Genomic DNA, 18,595 nt, shown 5'->3' on the forward strand with positions numbered 1-18,595 from the left:
TTCACAATAATTCATCAATCTTAATTAGATCACATTTTTACTTTAATTGGTATTACGTATTTTCCACTACGCCACCTTTCGGCTCACTTCAAAACGCCCAATCAATTGGTCTAAACGGCTCAATGCATTGCCCATCAAGGACACTCGACGTGCGAGTTGCTTAGTAGACAGTTGTAGAACGTTGGGCTTTATCTGCCGTTTGTCCATTTTTCTGACTGTTTTCATCTAAGTTAGACATCGTGGTAAAGAGGTCACTCACCGCTGATTGAATTTGCTCACTGCGAGCATTTGAGTCGACTGTTAAGTTTCCTTTACTCACATTCTCGACACCTCGCTCCATGGACTCAACAGCACTGCGAGACTTACTATGCAGCTCTTTCATTAGGTCACTAATATGGTTAGCAGCTTGTGAAGTTCGGTCAGCCAGAGTTCTTACTTCAGAAGCGACGACAGAGAACCCTCTCCCGTGTTCACCTGCTCTTGCCGACTCAATGGCCGCATTCAAGGCCAAAAGGTTAGTCTGCGCGGTAATGTCAGTAATGATATCTATAATGTCAGACACCTTAGTCATTTCATTATTCACCTCATTCACGCTATGCGCCGAGCTTTCTACGATATTGCGAACAATCTCCATGCCTTCGACGGACTGATTGTACTCCTTCTCTGCGCTCAGGACGGCTTGTTTCATCACCGTGTCCATTTGCGTTGCTGAGACACTCGCATGAGTAATTTCGCTCTGTTGATACTGACTCAACTGAAGCATATTGCTTAACGCTTGTGATGCATCATCACTGGTTTGCTTCATCACGACACTGCGACGAAACATCGATTCCGAAACCTCTCTAACTTCGTGACTCGCATGGATCAACTCACTCACCGTGTTATCTAAATTGTCGATAAAACTGTTAGTCCAGCGCCCTAAGTTGCCAAGTTCATTATGACTGAATGTGGTGGGATCAAGTCTCCGACTTAAGTTGCCATCACCTTCAGCTAAGGTCTGCATTACCCCGGTCATTTCATGAATCTTCTTCGCTAGTGGTTTGGCGCTAACTAAACGGAATAAGCCCAATGAAAGCAACGCGCAAGCGAACATAATGCCACTCTGCATAAAAGGTGTGAGTGTATAAAGGTTGGCAAACAGTAATGGAACAAATAGAGGCAGTAGCATGCAGCTGATAAAGTGCTTAGATAAGGTATAACTTAGACTTCGGTCTCTGTAGACCTCTTCTAAATCGGACTCACACATCATGCCAAAGGTATCTGGTGAACCATCCAATTGAAAAGTGATACCTTTGCCAATAACGGGTATGTGGCGATAGTCAGAATACCCCGGATAACCAATAAACAAGTTATTGCCATTTTTAATGGTTTCTCTTACGCCTGGGTGAAGCTGATTAGTGGCTGGGTCTGTAAAGCGAATCTCAAATTCGGTGTGGTGCTGGATCTTAACCGTTCCCCAATCAGTATGAACCCCTTGCTTTAAGTTCTCGCCGTGTGAAAAGGTATTATCTTCAAAGCGAGAACGAGAGAGCGCAACACCCGGCTGAGTATGAGGATCATGAATGGAGTCGACCATAAAGATATAGTTATCACCCGACTCGCTATAAATATGCCCCGCTTCTCTTTGAATAATGTCACCAATAACATCATTTGGAACACGACCACATAAGAATTGTTGTGGCCCTTCATCCCGAGAAAATGGGACATAAAACATCAACGTCACTTGGTAATGAAACGATGAACTCGAGGCCCCTACGTTCAACGTGCGTGGATCCATATACGGCCTATGAAGATAACGCTTTGAAGCCCCTTCAACTAAAGCCTTCTTGTCTCCAAGAGTAACCCCTATATGTTCATGATAACTCGATGCTTGTGCGATCCCCTTGGCATCGACGATCGCCAACTCAGAAAAATCCGTACTGCGTTTAAGAAGACTAGCTAACGTCCCCTGAGCTTGTTCTTCCGTTCGACTTGCTAAATAAACCGCAGAGTCTTCTAAAAAATCCCATTGATTCTTGACCCAATTATGCAGAAGTTGAACTCGCGTGTGAGCAATACTTTCAAAAGCTTGTTCAAGCTCTTCCGTCCTACTTCTATTGAGGAAACAAGCTCTGCGCATAGCCAGTTTTCCTGTTGCGCCAAACCAATTAAGCCAACTACGTTCCTTGTCCGTCAGGTTCATTTTTATCCCTTGTGTTTTTATAGACACATGGGTAAAGCAATTTACAGACCACAATTAATCACACAAATACGTAACTAATTAATAAAAAAGAACTTTAAATGATCCATAATGGTGCAGCTGTGTCTTTTATGGTGCAATATGCGCTTATTTCACACCATCATTTCAATGAGCTATCAGGCGCCAATTTGAGAGGCTAACTGTAAACATGATAAGCCGCTTTTAACAGTTGCATGTGAATCGGCACCAGATCTTGGTGTTGAGTGCGGTATCCGCCACCGACTACGCTGGCCATCGGAATAGACTCTGATCTCGCTAATTCAATCATGAAACAGTCGCGTTCAAATATCCCTTTTGTCGAAACATTCAAATAACCCAGTTCATCGTCTTGATGGATATCGATCCCCGCATCATAAATAATCAGATCAGGTTGATGGTGAGCAATCGCTAACTTAGTGACTTGTTCAAAACAACGTAGGAACTCTTCATCTTCTGTTTCACGACTTAATGGCACATCTAAATCGGATAGCGGCTTTCGTGCAGGGAAGTTTTTATCGCAGTGGAACGACAGAGTAATGATGTCGTCGTTGTCTTGGCAAAGAGTTGCTGTGCCATCACCATGATGAACGTCGCTATCAACGATCAGCACTTTATCGATATGTTCAAAGGTCAGCGCGTGTTTTGCCGCTAAAACCAAATCGTTCAACAAACAAAAGCCACTTCCAAAATCATGATGCGCATGATGATAACCACCACTCAAATGAATCGCTAAACCAGTCTCTATTGCCATTTCAGCGGCCAAGCAGGTTCCACCACTTGAGTAGAGTGTTCTTTCGATAAGTTGCTCGCTCCACGGGAAACCGATACGTCTCATCTTTGCTGCAGGTAACTTACCAGACACGAGCAAATCAACATATTCGCTATCATGTACCTGTTTTACTTGCTCAACCGAAACCGGCGTTGGTTGGCACACTTCAAACTTGCACTTCCATCGAGGTTCGCTATTCATCAGCGCCTCAACAGCACTATGCAACAACTGATATTTGTTGATTGGGTAGCGATGACCTTCTGGTAAAGGTAACTGTGAATAGATTGGGTGGTAAATTAAAGGAATCATAATCAGGCTAATTGCGTATCTTTCTCAAAATCATAACAGCCTCAAACTTGGCGACAACCTTAATTAATGATAATGGTTATCATTGTTATTAATTATAAAGTAGAGACCATAATGAAAAACGTAATACTCATCTTTGGGGTGATCTGCGGCTCAGCGGCAGCAGTAATGATTTTTGTAGGAATGCTAATGGCCAGTTGGTGGAGCGTTGATTTTCTCGTGTTAAGCCATCAAACTTAACTAATTGAACTGAAAAGGAATCACCATGAGCGTTATTTTTATTACTGGAGCGAACCGCGGCATTGGCTTAAGCCTGACTCGACAATACTTGGAAAGTAATCACAAGGTATACGCGACTTATCGTGATGACAATTCAGCAAAAGAACTGCTCTCACTCGCAGACCACAACACCAACCTTACCTGTATTCAATTAGAGATAACCGATTACCAAGCAGTAAGCCAACTCCCTTCGCAAATAGAGTCGATTGATATCTTGATCAACAACGCTGGCTACTATGGCCCTAAAGGCTACGGGCTGGGTAATACCGATGTTGAAGAGTGGCGTGGTGAAGAGCCTAAGCAACGACTTAACCGATGATGGCTTTACGGTGTTAGCACTGCATCCAGGTTGGGTGCAGACTGAAATGGGTGGCCCTAATGCTCTGATCGACACCGACACTTCAGCTTCCGGCCTGATTGAAGTCATCGAGTCAGCGAATACCGAAGTGAGTGGTCACTTCTTCAATTTCGATGGCAGCGAAATTGACTGGTAATCCACAGATGAATGCAGGGCATCTCTCAAACCTAGTTAAGCACTCAACGCTGTTTTGTCTAACAGTGATGCTAGCTGGCTGTTTCAGTGATGGCCCCGGCGACTTGTTCGACGACTATCAAACAAAGATAGCCAGAGTACAAGATGCTGACGAGATAATAGAGGAATGGGAATTTGAAAGCCTACCGAGAAAACGAGAACTGCTGCTTGACGTGCCCTCACTCTCTATCGGCCTCATCGACAGCTACCAGCTTCGTCAGTGTGGATTATTCAACCTAATTGCAGAAAGAAATTCGGTTCTGGGCAAGGTCGCGGATGAGTTTCGTAATTACGATTATCAAGTCGCGCTACTTGAAGGCGTGGGCAAATGTTTATCCAGTAATGAATTAGACCCAGAGATCGTAGAATTACTAAGAGAAATTGAGCAACAGAAACTCGCACAGTTTCCACTGCATCAATGGAATCTCATCTATGCCAGCGATGCTATGCAGTCACAAATGCGGGGTAGTCAGTGGTTACGCGCTGATATAGGCGATCAGGTACGACAAACCAGTGATGCGTTAGAACACATCAATCAAGCGTTAAACACATCGCTCGTTTCCGGCAAAACCACTGAGGTTCAAGAAGTATTAGAGAAGAGTTCGACCCTTGGGGATTTATACTACTCGCTCGCTCGGGCGTCAGTTGAGCTTGATACCATCACCAAACAGCTGACAACTTTTGATGACAAGATCATCTGTGGTAAACAACGAGACACCACTAAGTTCCGCTATCTCAACAATGTGTTCGAGCAACAATACATAGGTAAGGTTCAGCCTTACATGGCGCAACTGGATGGCTACTATCAGCACATAGCCCCGCAACTAGGAATGTTTGACGCGCAACCTGAACTGCACAGTTATTACTTTCCCATCCAAGATGCACATCAAGCCTTTCGATCATCCACTCGTCGCCATGTTGACTATTGGCAGCAACTGTTTAAACGTTGTGGCCGTAAAGTCGGTCGCTAATCCTAACCTCAATAAGTCTTAGCTTTTAGTGCTCTTTTTAGCGGAAGTACCTTTCTTAGCATACGTACCTGTCTTGGCGTAAGACTTCTTCGCCCCACCGCCTTTACGGCGTTTGAAGGCAGGTCTCTCGACTTTAGGAAGGTGGCGGAGTGATTCAGGAACTTCTCCCGTTTTTACTTTACCCATTAAACCATCAATCTTGCTTTCTAACGCTTGCATGAAAGGCTGATACGCTTGATTTCGTTCTGCCATGCCTTGCAGCTGGTGCTCCCAATGTGCCGTCATGTCTGGGAAGGTAGAATCCTCAGGTAAGGCATGAATCAAGCCTCTGCCCGCAGGGCTACTGTGAAGACTCTTACCTTGGCGCGTTAGCAGCTGCCTTTTGAATAGAGTATCTAGAATACCCGCACGGGTTGCTTCTGTGCCAAGGCCATCGGTTTCTTTCAAAATGGCTTTGAGATCTTTGTTCGCAACAAAACGCGCGATACCTGTCATCGCTTGAAGCAATGTCGCTTCCGTGAAGTGTTTTGGTGGCTCAGTTTTCTTATCACCAATCACGCCTTCACGGCACGTCAACACCGTACCTTTATCCAATGGAGGAACCGTATCCGTGCCATCCCCTTTTTCTTCGGTGTCTGTTTTGCCCATCAACACCTTCCAGCCGGGGTTGATAAGCTGACGTCCTTTCGCAATGAACACGCCACCAGCGATATCAAAGACCAGCTTAGCATCGGCAAAAACGGCAGGTGGGTAGAACTGCATTAGATACTGGCGAGCGATTTGCTGATAGATTTTCATCTCGTTGGCAGACAAGCCGTTCACCGATGATTTCTTCGGTGTTGGAATTATTGCGTGGTGAGCATCGACCTTACTGTCGTTCCATGCTTTGGATTTAAGAGAAAGATCCGCACCTTGAGCACCACTTTGCAGCTCTTTGGCATTGTTAGCGATAGCGTCTACGATCGACTCTCGCTGTGAGTAGTGCTCTTTAGGCAAATAGCGGCTATCAGAACGTGGGTAAGTGATGAGTTTGTGTTTCTCGTACAATGACTGACACGTGTCTAACACCTGCTGAGCACTCATACCAAAACGCTTAGACGCATCAATCTGCAAAGCTGACAGCGAGTAAGGCAGTGGCGCAGCTTGTTTACTTTGCTTTTGCTCTGATTCCGTCACCGTCGCGGGTTGATTCGCAATTCGGTTAGCCACATTCTCAACCAGCTTTCGATTGAGCACGCGCCCTTCTTCATCTTGCCATGGTTTACATGCTTCGCTTGGCTTCCAACGCGCACGAATATCAAAGCTCTGGCCGTGATTTTGATAAGGGATCAAAGCGTGCAAAGTGAAGTAATCTTTCGGAATAAAGTTTTCGATCTCTTCATCGCGCCTTACCACCAAACCAAGTACAGGCGTTTGTACTCGCCCGACCGACAACACACCTTGGTAGCCAGCCTTTTGACCGAGTAAGGTATAAGCACGAGTCATGTTCATGCCATACAGCCAATCGGCTCTAGAGCGCGCTAATGCGGAAATAGAAAGCGGAATAAAGTCACGGTTGCTGCGCATTTGAGAAAGTGCACGTTTTACGGCAGGTAAGTTCAAGTCGCTGATCAGTAGCCTGTCCATCGACTCTTTCTTAGCCTTAGAGACTTTGCAGTAATCAATCACTTCATCAACCAGCAACTGCCCTTCTCTATCCGGGTCTCCGGCGTGAACAATTTGAGTGGCGTCCTTCAATAGCTTTCGGATCACCGTGAGCTGTTTGCTTGAAGTCTTACGCGGTCTTAGCTGCCATTGCTCCGGCACGATAGGAAGATCGGCTAAATTCCACTTCTTATAACGGTCGTCATAAGCATCCGGCTCAACCTGCTCCAATAAGTGTCCAATACACCAAGTCACCACATCCCCATTGCCACATTTGATAAACCCTTGGTCTTTCTTTTGTGGATTAGGTAGTGCAGCGGCGATCGCGCGGCCGAGGCTTGGTTTTTCAGCAATAATAAGGCGAGACATGTTTTTCCAGATGCTACAAACAATTAGAGCCACATTATCTAATGTGGCTCTAATAAATCAAGAAAAACTGGTTGTTTATACAGTTAGCATTCCACTATTCAAGCTTCAGCTTTCTTTATAAAAACTCAACGAACTTAGAGAAGTCGCGCTCTGGCACTTTCATTGGTGTACAGCCTGGAGTGCCTAGGTATAGGAAGCCAACAATTTCATCGTCGCCTTCTAGGCCAAATGCTTGGTGTACTTCTGGGTGGAACATCCATTTACCTGAGCGCCAAAAGCCTTGGAAACCTTGTGCGACTGCGGCCATTTGCATCGCCTGTGCAGCACAACCCGCAGACAGATGTTGTTCGATAGCAGGCACTTTCTCGTGCTCAGTTACTTTGGCAATCACAGTAATCACCATCGGAGCTCGGAACGGCGCTTTTTTTACTTTCTCGATAACCGCTTCTTCGCTGTCATCCGCTTCAGCGGCGCGCACCAAGATGTCTGAAAGCTTTTGTAGGCCTGAACCTTGCGCGATAACAAAGCGCCATGGTGTTAGTGCACCGTGGTCTGGAGCACGCAGCCCTGCTTTGATGATGTTTTCTAACGCCACACCTTCAGGTGCCGGATCAGAGAGTTTTGCGATTGAGCGTCTGTTGAGCAATAGATCCAAAGCATCCATTTGAAGTCCTTACTATTTCTTTATTATTTGTATACTTGAACTTTAGCACAGAATACAAACGATAATAAATCTCAACGGCTGTCCATTTAGGCTAGATTAGAAACAATAAAGGCTCCTAAATCTATGACTTAGGAGCCTTGTTCAAAATCTAACTCAGCAAATTAAGTAACAATATCTACTGATAAGATTACAGTTTGATAGCTGATTCTATAACTTAATCGCTAGCTCAACACCTTGACGAATTGCGCGTACTGCATCCAATTCACCCGCGTAATCGGCGCCGCCTATCACATGCAGTTTGCCACCAAACTCTTGCCACATGTCTTCGAATGGACGAACTGACACCTGACCTGCACATACGATAACCGAGTCAGCATCCAGCACCTGCTCTTTCTTACCAACGCTGATATGCAGACCTTGGTCATCAATCTTGTTGTAGCTCACGCCACCCAGTAGATTAACACCGCGTTTTTCTAGTGTGCGTTTGTGAATCCAGCCTGTAGTTTTGCCCGGACCTTTACCAACACGACCCGCTTTACGCTGCATCACCCACACCGTTTTATCGCTGAATGAATCAGGGTAAGGGTAAAGTCCGCCTGGGTGTTCCATATTCTTATCGATGCCCCACTCATGCAGCCAATCGTCTAGGCTGTGTGAAGTCGGTTCTGTCAGCATGGTTGCCACATCGACACCAATACCACCAGCACCAACAATCGCGACCTTTTCGCCTACTGGTGTCTTTTCACGAATCAAGGTTTGGTAATCGACCACGTTTTCTTGGTCAATGCCCTCAATATCGAGCTTTCTTGGCTCTACGCCAGCCGCCATCACGACTTCATCGTACTTCAACAACATCTCAAACGTTGCCTCAGTATCCAGTTTCAGGTTCACGCCTGATGCGTCGATTTGGTTAGCAAAGTAGCGAATCGTTTCTCTGAATTCTTCTTTACCCGGAATCTGCATTGCCAATCTAAACTGACCGCCGATACGGTCATTTTTCTCAATCAAGTCAACCTTATGCCCACGCTGAGCTAAAGTCGTTGCACAGGCTAAACCGGCTGGGCCTGCGCCGACAACCGCAATGGTCTTAGTCGCTTGCGCTGGCTGAACAACAATTTCAGTCTCGTAACAAGCGCGTGGGTTCACCAAACAGCTCGCACGTTTACCTTTAAACACGTTATCAAGGCAAGCTTGGTTACAACCGATACAGGTATTGATGAACTGAGCTTGGTCTTGAGCTGCTTTATTAACAAAATCCGGGTCTGCCAAGAATGGACGCGCCATAGACACCATATCAGCCTGCCCAGAGCTAAGAATACGTTCGGCCTCTTCTGGCGTATTAATTCGGTTACATGTCACCACTGGGATCGACACGTATGGTTTCACTTTTTCCGTCACCCAAGAGAATGCACCACGCGGTACTTGTGTCGCGATAGTCGGAACACGCGCTTCATGCCAACCGATGCCGGTATTGATAATAGTCACGCCTGCTTCTTCCAGCTTTTGAGCCAATAGAACAACATCTTCAAAGGTGCTGCCTTGCTCAACCAAATCCAGCATCGACAGTCGGAAAATAATAATGAAGTCGTCACCCACTGCTTCGCGAATCGATTTAACAATCTCCAGCGGGAAACGCATGCGCTTCTCATAAGAACCGCCCCATTCGTCGTAACGCATATTGGTACGTTTACAGATGAATTGGTTAATCAAGTAACCTTCAGATCCCATAATCTCAATGCCGTCGTAACCCGCGACTTGGGCGAGTTCGGCACTGTTGGCAAAGGCACCAATGGTCTTTTTGATCTGACGAGGGCTCATCTCACTCGGTGCGAACTTAGCGATTGGCGCTTTAATACCCGAAGCACTTTGCGCGAATGGGTGCATGGCATAGCGGCCAGCATGCAGCAACTGAAGGGCAATCTTACCGCCATGCTTGTGCACGGCCTCGGTAACAACTTGGTGAGCTTTTGCATGCTTCACTTTACTGAATTCAGCACTAAATGGGGTTAATCTGCCACGTAAATTAGGAGAGAAACCACCGGTAACAATAAGGCCAACGCCTCCTTTTGCTCGCTCTTCATAAAACGCGGCGAGTTTGTGGAGACCTTCTTTATTTTCTTCTAAACCTGTATGCATTGATCCCATCAATACACGGTTACGTAACTGGGTAAATCCAAGATCGAGTGGTTCAAGTAAATGTGGGTACATGGCAGACGTCACTTCTATTATTTTATCCTTGTGGTCTGACCACAGTATAGTTCAATTACCAAAAGTTCAAACAACCGTTTACATTTTTGTAACACCGATCATAATGCTGCACGTATTAATCGTTCAGAAGCCCTTAATTTGACTACACTTAATGAGAATATATATCGATTAACAATTCTTGGTGTAGTTTGAGCTTGGGAATTATCGTAGGATACTAAGCAGTTAATATTATTGAGATTAATGGTACTACGGCTTGTTAAAGCGACGTGATCTCACTGCGGAGACAGAATGAAAAAAATATTCAAATTTATAGGCATGATCTTTAAAGGGATTTGGAAGCTCATTACGTTTGTACGTCTTGCGCTGGTTAACCTAGTCTTTTTACTCAGTATCGCCATCATCTACTTTGTGTACTTCCACTCAGATACGGCTCAACCGACGGTTCCACAGGATTCGGCTTTAGTGCTTAACCTGTCTGGCCCTATTGTGGAACAAAGCCGCTATATCAATCCGATGGATTCGGTCACAGGTTCACTGCTTGGCAAAGACCTTCCAAAAGAGAACATCCTGTTTGATATCGTTGAAACGATTCGCTACGCAAAAGACGATGACAAGGTTACTGGTATCGTTTTAGCACTCAAAGAGCTGCCAGAAACCAACCTGACCAAGCTGCGCTACATTGCTAAAGCATTGAATGAGTTCAAAGCATCAGGCAAACCGATTTATGCGGTGGGTGACTTTTACAACCAAAGCCAATACTACCTAGCCAGCTACGCAACTAAGGTCTTCCTATCACCAGATGGTGGGGTTCTTCTTAAAGGCTATAGCGCTTACTCGCTTTACTACAAAACGTTGTTAGAGAAACTAGACGTCAACACGCACGTGTTCCGTGTAGGCACTTATAAGTCAGCTATTGAGCCTTTCATTCGTGATGACATGTCAGACGCAGCGAAAGAGTCCGCTTCTCGTTGGTTAAGCCAACTATGGGGTGCGTACGTTGATGATGTCAGCAATAACCGTCAAATAGACGCTAAGACACTGAACCCAAGCATGGACACCTTCTTGAAAGAACTTGAGTCTGTGGACGGTGACATTGCAAAACTGGCCGAGAAACTTGGCTTAGTGGATGAGCTAGCGACACGCCAGCAAGTTCGACTAGAGCTTGCCGATGCTTTCGGCAGTGACGGCCAAGACAGCTACAACGCGTTTGGTTACTACGAATACCGTACAACCATGCTTCCAAACATGACTAGTGAATCACACGACGTTGCCGTGATTGTAGCGAGCGGCGCAATTATGGATGGCAAGCAACCACGTGGCACCGTTGGCGGCGATACCACATCAGCCCTACTGCGCCAAGCACGTAACGACGATAAAGTGAAAGCGGTTGTACTTCGTGTCGATAGCCCAGGTGGCAGTGCCTTTGCTTCTGAAGTTATCCGTAATGAAATAGAAGCGATCAAGCAAGCGGGTAAACCAGTTGTTGTGTCGATGTCGAGCCTTGCTGCTTCGGGTGGTTACTGGATCTCGATGGGTGCGGATAAGATCCTAGCTCAGCCAACCACACTAACGGGTTCAATTGGTATCTTCAGTGTTATCACCACCTTCGAAAAAGGGTTGAACGATATTGGTGTTTACACTGATGGCGTTGGCACCTCACCTTTCTCAGGTCTTGGTATTACAACTGGACTTAGCGATGGCGCGAAAGACGCGTTCCAAATGGGCATTGAAAACGGATACCGCCGATTCATCAGCCTAGTTGGAGAAAATCGCGGTCTGGAAGTCGATGCTGTCGACAAGATTGCTCAAGGTCGAGTTTGGACAGGTCAAGATGCGATTCAGAAAGGCTTAGTCGATGAGATTGGTGATTTCGATGATGCGGTTGCAGCTGCGGCTTCACTTGCAGAGCTTGAAAGCTACAACATCTACTGGGTAGAAGAGCCACTTTCGGCCACTGAACAATTTATTCAAGAATTTATGAACCAAGTTCAGATGTCGATAGGCCTAGATATTCAATCGATGATACCAAGCAGTTTACAGCCTGTTACTCAGCAGTTAGCTCAAGATAGCCAGCTGTTAGGCAGCTTTAACGACCCACAAGGCCGATACGCTTTCTGCTTAAATTGCCAAGTTCAATAAGTTGAGCCAATAACTCAATGACTAAGGGGTACCTCTGTGTGAGGTGCCTCTTTTTATTGCATGATAATTCGCTATAATCGCCCCCCTGTTCCCTACATCACACTAAGTATTAATCGCCATGGAAAGAAAACACATCTATATCGCGTACACCGGCGGCACAATTGGCATGCAGAAGTCTATTGACCACGGCTATGTTCCAGTCGCAGGTTTCATGGATAAGCAGCTCGCTGGCATGCCTGAATTCCATCGCCCAGAGATGCCTAAGTACACCATTCACGAATACTCTCCATTAATGGACTCTTCAGATATGACGCCACTTGATTGGCAGACTATCGCTGATGACATTCGCGCGAACTACGATAAGTACGATGGTTTCGTTATCCTGCATGGCACAGACACTATGGCTTACACTGCCTCTGCACTGTCTTTCATGCTTGAAAACCTCGGCAAACCTGTGATTGTTACGGGCTCTCAGATCCCACTAGCAGAGCTTCGTTCAGACGGACAAGCAAACCTGCTGAATGCGCTACACATTGCCGCAAACTACCCTATCAACGAAGTGACACTGTTCTTCAACAACAAGTTGATGCGTGGTAACCGCAGCACAAAATCACACGCAGATGGCTTCAATGCGTTTACGTCTCCAAACCTGAATCCATTGCTAGAAGCGGGTATCAATATCCAACTTAGCAATAACGTAAAGGTAAACGAACAACCTAAAGGTGCTTTCAAGGTTCATAACATTACTCCGCAACCTATCGGCGTAATCACAATGTACCCAGGCATCTCACACGAAGTTATCCGTAACACGCTATTACAACCTGTTAACGCGATGATTCTGCTTACTTTCGGTGTGGGTAACGCACCACAAAACCCAGAACTGCTTCAGCACCTGAAAGATGCCTCAGAGCGCGGTGTTATTGTGGTGAACCTAACTCAATGTTTGGCTGGTAAAGTCAACATGGGTGGTTACGCGACAGGTTGTGCACTAGCAGAAGCGGGCGTGGTGAGTGGTTACGATATGACACCAGAAGCGGCACTGGCGAAGTTGCATTATCTATTAAGCCAAAACCTAGGCTACGAAGAAGTGAAGGCTCAGATGCAACAAGTATTGCGCGGTGAGATGAGCTTATAACCTGTTCAAGGATTCACGTTAAAGCCAGTTATTCTATGAAAGTAACGGCGGCTTAACGTGAACTAAATCGTTTTATTGCTTATAAATAAACGAGTTAAACTAAAAGGGGTGGCACATTGCCACCCCTTTGTTGTAATTTAAGCTTAATGATTCGGGTTAACCCTAACAATGTCTTCTTGATCTGACTTAAACTGTTTCTTTAGTTCAGACTTAGATTTAAAGCTAATCTCACCACCAGCTGCAATTGTCATATGTTGAGCTTCAGAGTTATGTTTAGATTGGTATAACATAACCGCTTGCATACACGAGTCGCGCTGTTCTTTTGAGAGCGCCGTACCTTCTGGCCATTTACCCGTTTCAACTGCGTAGGTTAAACGTTCGTAGACCTCGGGTGTCATTGCGCTAAGAAGTTGTTCTGCATCCATGGTAAAGCCTTAGTTTTAACAATTTTCACCAGAAAATAACCCGTAACAGAATTGAGTCAAGAACCTGACCGATAATAAGTGCATCTGATCACAAGTGAAGGAATATGAAAATTATGAAATGGTTGGCGATTAGCCTATTGCCTTTCACTCTGGTTGGGTGTCTTGAAGGGAACAAAAATACCGATCAACTGTGCCAAAGCAATCCGGGTCTTCAGTGTGAACAATTGAACATGAACGATGGGCAATGTCGTGTCGCACGTACCGACCTCATCTGGCATCGATTTGAAGTTCAGAAGCAACCCACCGAAATCAACAAAATTAAAGAATTCGAATTAGTCACTGCCTACAAAAAGTGCCTAGAGCTCGCGGCACAGATCGAAACGATCGATCAATCTAAGCTGCAAGAGCGTCGCTTTACCTCTTTAATGCACAGTATCGAAGAGTCTGAGCGCATTGTTGATGAGCTATCGAAATCTGATACACCGGAAACGCTTTACTTCTTGTGGTCGCAAACTGGGGACACCAATGCCAGACGCAGTTTCCTACAACTAGAAGGCTCTGAAGCGTTAAACACAGCTGAGATGCAATATGCCTTGGCAACCTTCTATACCACCCGCAATCATATAAAGACACTTAAGCTACTCAATAATGCGCTAACGCTTTCTAATGGCTCGGTAGCCAACACTGAAATCTTCAAGTCGATGGCCAGTATCAACCACAGCCTGGGACATATGGAAAAAGCGTACGTTTGGGCAATGGTTGCCAAAGACTTTGACGTGCCGATTGCTTCTGAAGCCGAGCTCACGGTGTTGTACCATTTCGACAAGGCAACCTATAAGAAGCTAAATAAAGACGCAGATAACATCGTCGAAGCGATTGAGGATGGAATTTACAGCCCTTCAATCGTCCCGAGTTACTGATCGCTTCATTTATAGTGTTCTTACTTAAGCTTCTTATTCACCTGCTTTCAAATAAAAACAGCTACCTTTTTGGTAGCTGTTTTTATTTGTACTAGAGTTAAATCTGAAACCTTGGGCGTTTCAGCCTTCCTAAATCGACAAATGCGACCTGTAAGGATTAGACAATAGTTACAAGTTATTTCGTACTTTCGTCATTTTTGTTGAAAATTAACGACACTGAATTAACACAGAACCGTTCACCTGTGGTCTTCGGGCCATCTGGAAAAACGTGACCTAAATGGCTATCACAGGCGGTACAACGGATCTCTACACGCTTCATTCCGTGACTTAGATCTTCTATATAGCGTACTGCTTCATCATTCACTGGGGCATCAAAGCTTGGCCAACCACACCCAGAGTCATATTTGTTATCCGACAGAAACAAAGGGCTTTCACAGCATGTGCAGCTATAGACGCCAGTCTTATGGTTGTGCAGTAACTTGCCGCTATATGGGGCTTCAGTACCACGCTCACGACACACTGAAAATTCGTCGTCCGTTAGGCGCTCACGCCAGTATTCATCAGGCTTTATCATATTTCCTCCCTTTTGAATCACGTTAATATCTCTCCACATTCTCAGTTATTATATTTACTTTTTTCTATAAAGGCTTGCATATGAGTCGTTTTGTAGCACATACTTTCTCACCAGGAAACATTGTACATATACACTCATAAGTGAATCATCATTTAGGGGTATTTTACCCAACTGGAAGGGTACAGAGCCACTTGCAATGGTCAATTTTCAATCACTTACACCCAATTGTTAAGAAAAGCGTCGCTTTTTTTTGACATTAAACAAGTTAAGTCGGATTATCTATTGCAGATGTATACTGGATTCTGTAATTTTACTACCAGTTATCTTTAATCAGAAATTAAGTTGTGGAGCAACTACAATGACTATCAAAGTAGGTATTAACGGTTTTGGCCGTATCGGCCGTTTCGTATTCCGCGCAGCTCAAGAGCGTGCAGACATCGAAGTAGTAGGTATTAACGATCTAATCGACGTAGAGTACATGGCATACATGCTTAAGTACGACTCAACTCACGGCCGTTTCAACGGTACTGTTGAAGTTGAAGGCGGTAACCTAATCGTTAACGGTAAAACTGTACGTGTTACAGCTGAGCGTAACCCAGAAGACCTTAAGTGGGATGCTATCGACGTAGACGTAGTTGCTGAAGCAACTGGTCTTTTCCTAACTGACGAGACTGCACGTAAGCACATCACTGCTGGCGCTAAGAAAGTAGTTCTTACTGGTCCTTCTAAAGATGCAACTCCAATGTTCGTAATGGGCGTTAACCAAGCATCTTACGCTGGTCAAGACATCGTTTCTAACGCTTCTTGTACTACTAACTGTCTTGCACCTATCGCTAAAGTACTTAACGATAAGTGGGGCATTGAGTCTGGTCTTATGACTACAGTTCACGCTACTACAGCAACTCAAAAAACTGTAGATGGCCCTTCTGCTAAAGACTGGCGCGGTGGCCGTGGTGCTTCTCAAAACATCATCCCATCTTCAACTGGTGCTGCTAAAGCTGTAGGCGTTGTTCTTCCAGAACTAAACGGCCTTCTAACTGGTATGGCTTTCCGTGTACCAACTGCTAACGTATCTGTAGTTGACCTAACAGTTAACCTAAAAGAAGCTGCATCTTACGAAGAAATTTGTGCTGCAATGAAAGAAGCTTCTGAAGGCGAAATGGCTGGCGTTCTTGGTTACACTGAAGACCAAGTAGTATCACAAGATTTCATCGGTGAAGTTCAAACTTCAGTATTCGATGCTAAAGCTGGTGTTGCTCTAACTGACAAATTCGTTAAAGTTGTATCTTGGTACGACAACGAAATCGGTTACTCAAACAAAGTTCTAGACCTAATCGCTCACATCTCTAAGTAATTTCTTTTTAGAAATCGCTTTAGATAAGCATTAGCGAAGACTGTTTTGAGCAGACTTTGAAAAAGGCGACCTTAGTGTCGCCTTTTTAATGCCTGCTATCTTTTAAACCGCGTCTGTCTAAGCTCATCAAGATAGCCCAAACGCAAAATTCAATTCTAATACTGACTCTGCTTGTTACTCATGAAAACACAAGCATCACTCTAGTCAGCATTTGAATTCAATTTCCTTAGAAGGATCATGTAATGGATTTATCTACTCTACCTGCACTGGCGGTACTTTCTGACAACGTCACTATCGTTGAACACAAAGGTGTAAAACTGGTTCGCGTTATCCACGATAAAGCAAACGCAGCGATTTCACTGTTTGGCGGCCATGTGGTGTCATTCCAACCGCAAGGTCAAGAAGACCTAATTTGGATGAGCCAACAAGCTAAGTTCGATGGTAAAACGGCTCTGCGTGGTGGTATTCCAGTATGTTGGCCTTGGTTTGGTCGCATTGCAGCACCAGCACATGGTTTTGCCCGTTCAAGTGAATGGCAATTGGTTGAACACCGTGAAAGCGAAGCTGGCGTGATTGTTAGCTTAGGTCTGAAGCCAAGCGAAGAGACGCTAGCAGTATGGCCTCATCAGTTTGATGCTCGCTTGAATGTTGAGATCGGCGAACAACTAAAAGTAACGCTGGACGTGAAGAACACTGATTCTCAGCCATGGACTTTCTCTGGTGCACTACACACTTACCTAAACGTTGGCGATATCCACAACACAACCACCACTGGTATGGGTGCTGAGTACATTGATAGCCTGCAAGGTGGCAAGATCTGCCAAGGTGGATCTGAACTGGTACTGACCGACACGATTGACCGCGTTTACACGCAACCAGAAGCGCAAATCTTTGTTGCTGACAAGAAGCTGGATCGCACGCTAACAGTTGAAAACCACGGTCATAACTCTGCAGTACTGTGGAACCCGTGGGCAGAAGGCGCTGCAAGTATGGGCGACATGCAAGACGACGGTTACCTAACCATGCTATGTGTTGAATCAACACTGCACGCACCAAGCCTAGAAGCCGGTAAAACGCTCCGGCCGGGTGAAAACCACCAACTGATCACTGTGATTAGTGCCCAATAACCGTATAAATACAGTTATAAAAAACGATTTTTGAGCGGCTTTATGTCGCTCTTTTACTTTTTGGTTTTAGCTCGTTACACTTGCGCTGTCTATTCTCCTTTAGAGGTCTCCATGACTTACCAATGCCCTTTGTGTCACCAACCTTTATCTCAAAACGATCGTACGTTTAAGTGTGAAAAGAACCATCAGTTCGACCTAGCGAAAGAAGGCTACGTCAATTTGATGCCTGCGCACCACAAACGCTCAAAAGATCCAGGTGACAACAAAGAGATGATGCAGGCACGTCGGCGCTTCCTTGAAGGTAACCACTATGACCCAATGCGCCAAGCGGTGGTGACGTTGTGTTCTCGCTATCTACCAGAAGAGACGCCTAGCCTATTGGATATTGGTTGTGGCGAAGGTTATTACACCAACGAAATTGCTGTGAATCTTCAAGAAAAGAAAGGGGCTACTTTTGGCCTAGACATTTCTAAGATTGCTATCAAATACGCCGCTAAACGCTACCCTGCTGTCGACTTCTCAGTTGCATCAAGCCATCGCCTACCCTTTGCTGAAAACAGCTTAGACGGAATTCTACGCATTTACGCGCCTTGCAAGGCTGAAGAGTTACAACGCACCATCAAAGATAATGGTGTGGTGATCACCGTGACACCAGCTAGCCGACACCTGTATCAACTGCGTGATGCAATTTATGATGGCGTTCGCTTGCACGACGAAGATCCAGAAGTGATCGAAGGTTTTACGCTTGAGCATCAAGAGCAACTAAACTATATGATGGAACTATCGGGGTCAGATGCATTCGACCTGCTACAGATGACGCCGTTTGCTTGGAAGGCGAGTGAAGAGTTTAAACTACAACTCACCGAGGCAGAGCAATTCAACTGTGAAGCTGACTTTATGCTGCGAGTGTACCGCAAACAAATTTAATTGATATTGATTATCGTTTGCATTGAAATCTTAT

At 45.3% G+C, this 18,595-nt stretch carries 13 protein-coding genes and 2 pseudogenes; 8 read left to right on the top strand and 7 right to left on the bottom strand.

From position 1 onward, the window contains the following. Positions 1 to 66 precede the first annotated feature (66 nt). Together ACED46_RS11505 and ACED46_RS11510 are read right to left on the bottom strand one after the other, a co-directional pair. A pseudogene (locus tag ACED46_RS11505) lies at positions 67 to 2,182 on the bottom strand (methyl-accepting chemotaxis protein). Between the two features lie 193 nt (positions 2,183 to 2,375). Then, entirely contained in the window at positions 2,376 to 3,296 is a 921-nt protein-coding gene (locus ACED46_RS11510; RefSeq protein WP_371721483.1) for a histone deacetylase, read from the bottom strand. Between the two features lie 262 nt (positions 3,297 to 3,558). Between ACED46_RS11510 and ACED46_RS11515 the strand changes: the two are divergent. Continuing rightward, positions 3,559 to 4,066, top strand: a pseudogene (locus ACED46_RS11515) (SDR family NAD(P)-dependent oxidoreductase). After that, entirely contained in the window at positions 4,044 to 5,075 is a 1,032-nt protein-coding gene (locus tag ACED46_RS11520) for a DUF3080 domain-containing protein (protein ID WP_017063445.1), read from the top strand. Before ACED46_RS11515 ends, ACED46_RS11520 begins: the two are co-directional and overlap by 23 nt. 18 nt (positions 5,076 to 5,093) lie before the next feature. Here the strand turns inward: ACED46_RS11520 and ACED46_RS11525 are convergent, their stop codons facing one another. From ACED46_RS11525 to ACED46_RS11535, 3 genes are all read right to left on the bottom strand, one after another. Next, on the bottom strand, positions 5,094 to 7,088 hold the full coding sequence (locus tag ACED46_RS11525; protein ID WP_371721484.1) for a DNA topoisomerase III: 1,995 nt from the start codon (positions 7,086 to 7,088) through the stop codon (positions 5,094 to 5,096). Positions 7,089 to 7,203: 115 nt separating this feature from the next. Next, on the bottom strand, positions 7,204 to 7,752 hold the full coding sequence (locus ACED46_RS11530; protein ID WP_017059376.1) for an NAD(P)H nitroreductase: 549 nt from the start codon (positions 7,750 to 7,752) through the stop codon (positions 7,204 to 7,206). A 207-nt stretch (positions 7,753 to 7,959) separates the two neighbouring features. Next, positions 7,960 to 9,960: an NADPH-dependent 2,4-dienoyl-CoA reductase gene (locus ACED46_RS11535; protein ID WP_102332553.1), complete on the bottom strand. Its 2,001-nt coding sequence runs from the start codon at positions 9,958 to 9,960 to the stop codon at positions 7,960 to 7,962. 288 nt (positions 9,961 to 10,248) lie between these two features. Between ACED46_RS11535 and sppA the strand changes: the two genes are divergently transcribed. Next, positions 10,249 to 12,099 (top strand): signal peptide peptidase SppA, encoded by a 1,851-nt coding sequence (sppA, locus tag ACED46_RS11540; RefSeq protein ID WP_371721485.1) that lies wholly within the window; start codon positions 10,249 to 10,251, stop codon positions 12,097 to 12,099. A gap of 118 nt (positions 12,100 to 12,217) precedes the next feature. Then, the gene (ansA, locus tag ACED46_RS11545) at positions 12,218 to 13,234 is read left to right on the top strand and encodes an asparaginase (protein ID WP_017063439.1); all 1,017 of its coding nucleotides are present in this window, start codon (positions 12,218 to 12,220) and stop codon (positions 13,232 to 13,234) included. Positions 13,235 to 13,377: 143 nt separating this feature from the next. On the opposite strand, the gene ACED46_RS11550 is transcribed toward ansA, so the two are convergent. Beyond that, positions 13,378 to 13,659 (bottom strand): YeaC family protein, encoded by a 282-nt coding sequence (locus ACED46_RS11550; protein ID WP_010437067.1) that lies wholly within the window; start codon positions 13,657 to 13,659, stop codon positions 13,378 to 13,380. 113 nt (positions 13,660 to 13,772) lie between these two features. Between ACED46_RS11550 and ACED46_RS11555 the strand changes: the two genes are divergently transcribed. Then, a complete protein-coding gene (locus ACED46_RS11555; protein ID WP_017059380.1) occupies positions 13,773 to 14,579 on the top strand; it encodes a DUF2989 domain-containing protein in 807 nt (268 codons plus the stop codon). A gap of 175 nt (positions 14,580 to 14,754) precedes the next feature. Here ACED46_RS11555 and msrB read toward each other — a convergent pair whose 3' ends face one another. Continuing rightward, the gene (msrB, locus tag ACED46_RS11560) at positions 14,755 to 15,192 is read right to left on the bottom strand and encodes a peptide-methionine (R)-S-oxide reductase MsrB (RefSeq protein ID WP_080582205.1); all 438 of its coding nucleotides are present in this window, start codon (positions 15,190 to 15,192) and stop codon (positions 14,755 to 14,757) included. A gap of 319 nt (positions 15,193 to 15,511) precedes the next feature. Here msrB and gap point away from each other — a divergent pair, with 319 nt between their 5' ends. The 3 genes from gap to rlmA all read left to right on the top strand — a co-directional run bounded on the left by gap (position 15,512) and on the right by rlmA (position 18,561). Further along, positions 15,512 to 16,507: a type I glyceraldehyde-3-phosphate dehydrogenase gene (gap, locus tag ACED46_RS11565; protein ID WP_017059382.1), complete on the top strand. Its 996-nt coding sequence runs from the start codon at positions 15,512 to 15,514 to the stop codon at positions 16,505 to 16,507. A 242-nt stretch (positions 16,508 to 16,749) separates the two neighbouring features. After that, positions 16,750 to 17,634 carry a D-hexose-6-phosphate mutarotase gene (locus ACED46_RS11570; RefSeq protein WP_371721486.1) on the top strand — a complete coding sequence of 295 codons (885 nt, stop codon included), beginning with the start codon at positions 16,750 to 16,752 and terminating at the stop codon, positions 17,632 to 17,634. Positions 17,635 to 17,745: 111 nt separating this feature from the next. After that, the gene (gene rlmA / locus ACED46_RS11575; RefSeq protein WP_017059384.1) at positions 17,746 to 18,561 is read left to right on the top strand and encodes a 23S rRNA (guanine(745)-N(1))-methyltransferase; all 816 of its coding nucleotides are present in this window, start codon (positions 17,746 to 17,748) and stop codon (positions 18,559 to 18,561) included. Positions 18,562 to 18,595 lie beyond the last annotated feature (34 nt).

It is taken from the genome of Vibrio sp. 1S139 (assembly GCF_041439475.1).
Classification (GTDB): domain Bacteria; phylum Pseudomonadota; class Gammaproteobacteria; order Enterobacterales; family Vibrionaceae; genus Vibrio; species Vibrio crassostreae_C.

What these genes read in the sequence shown, in the direction of transcription:
- ACED46_RS11510 (WP_371721483.1), bottom strand. Translation starts at nt 3,296, where the DNA reads ATGATTCCTTTAATTTACCACCCAATCTATTCACAGTTACCTTTACCA.
- ACED46_RS11520 (WP_017063445.1), top strand. Translation starts at nt 4,044, where the DNA reads ATGGCAGCGAAATTGACTGGTAATCCACAGATGAATGCAGGGCATCTC.
- ACED46_RS11525 (WP_371721484.1), bottom strand. Translation starts at nt 7,088, where the DNA reads ATGTCTCGCCTTATTATTGCTGAAAAACCAAGCCTCGGCCGCGCGATC.
- ACED46_RS11530 (WP_017059376.1), bottom strand. Translation starts at nt 7,752, where the DNA reads ATGGATGCTTTGGATCTATTGCTCAACAGACGCTCAATCGCAAAACTC.
- ACED46_RS11535 (WP_102332553.1), bottom strand. Translation starts at nt 9,960, where the DNA reads ATGTACCCACATTTACTTGAACCACTCGATCTTGGATTTACCCAGTTA.
- sppA (WP_371721485.1), top strand. Translation starts at nt 10,249, where the DNA reads ATGAAAAAAATATTCAAATTTATAGGCATGATCTTTAAAGGGATTTGG.
- ansA (WP_017063439.1), top strand. Translation starts at nt 12,218, where the DNA reads ATGGAAAGAAAACACATCTATATCGCGTACACCGGCGGCACAATTGGC.
- ACED46_RS11550 (WP_010437067.1), bottom strand. Translation starts at nt 13,659, where the DNA reads ATGGATGCAGAACAACTTCTTAGCGCAATGACACCCGAGGTCTACGAA.
- ACED46_RS11555 (WP_017059380.1), top strand. Translation starts at nt 13,773, where the DNA reads ATGAAATGGTTGGCGATTAGCCTATTGCCTTTCACTCTGGTTGGGTGT.
- msrB (WP_080582205.1), bottom strand. Translation starts at nt 15,192, where the DNA reads ATGTGGAGAGATATTAACGTGATTCAAAAGGGAGGAAATATGATAAAG.
- gap (WP_017059382.1), top strand. Translation starts at nt 15,512, where the DNA reads ATGACTATCAAAGTAGGTATTAACGGTTTTGGCCGTATCGGCCGTTTC.
- ACED46_RS11570 (WP_371721486.1), top strand. Translation starts at nt 16,750, where the DNA reads ATGGATTTATCTACTCTACCTGCACTGGCGGTACTTTCTGACAACGTC.
- rlmA (WP_017059384.1), top strand. Translation starts at nt 17,746, where the DNA reads ATGACTTACCAATGCCCTTTGTGTCACCAACCTTTATCTCAAAACGAT.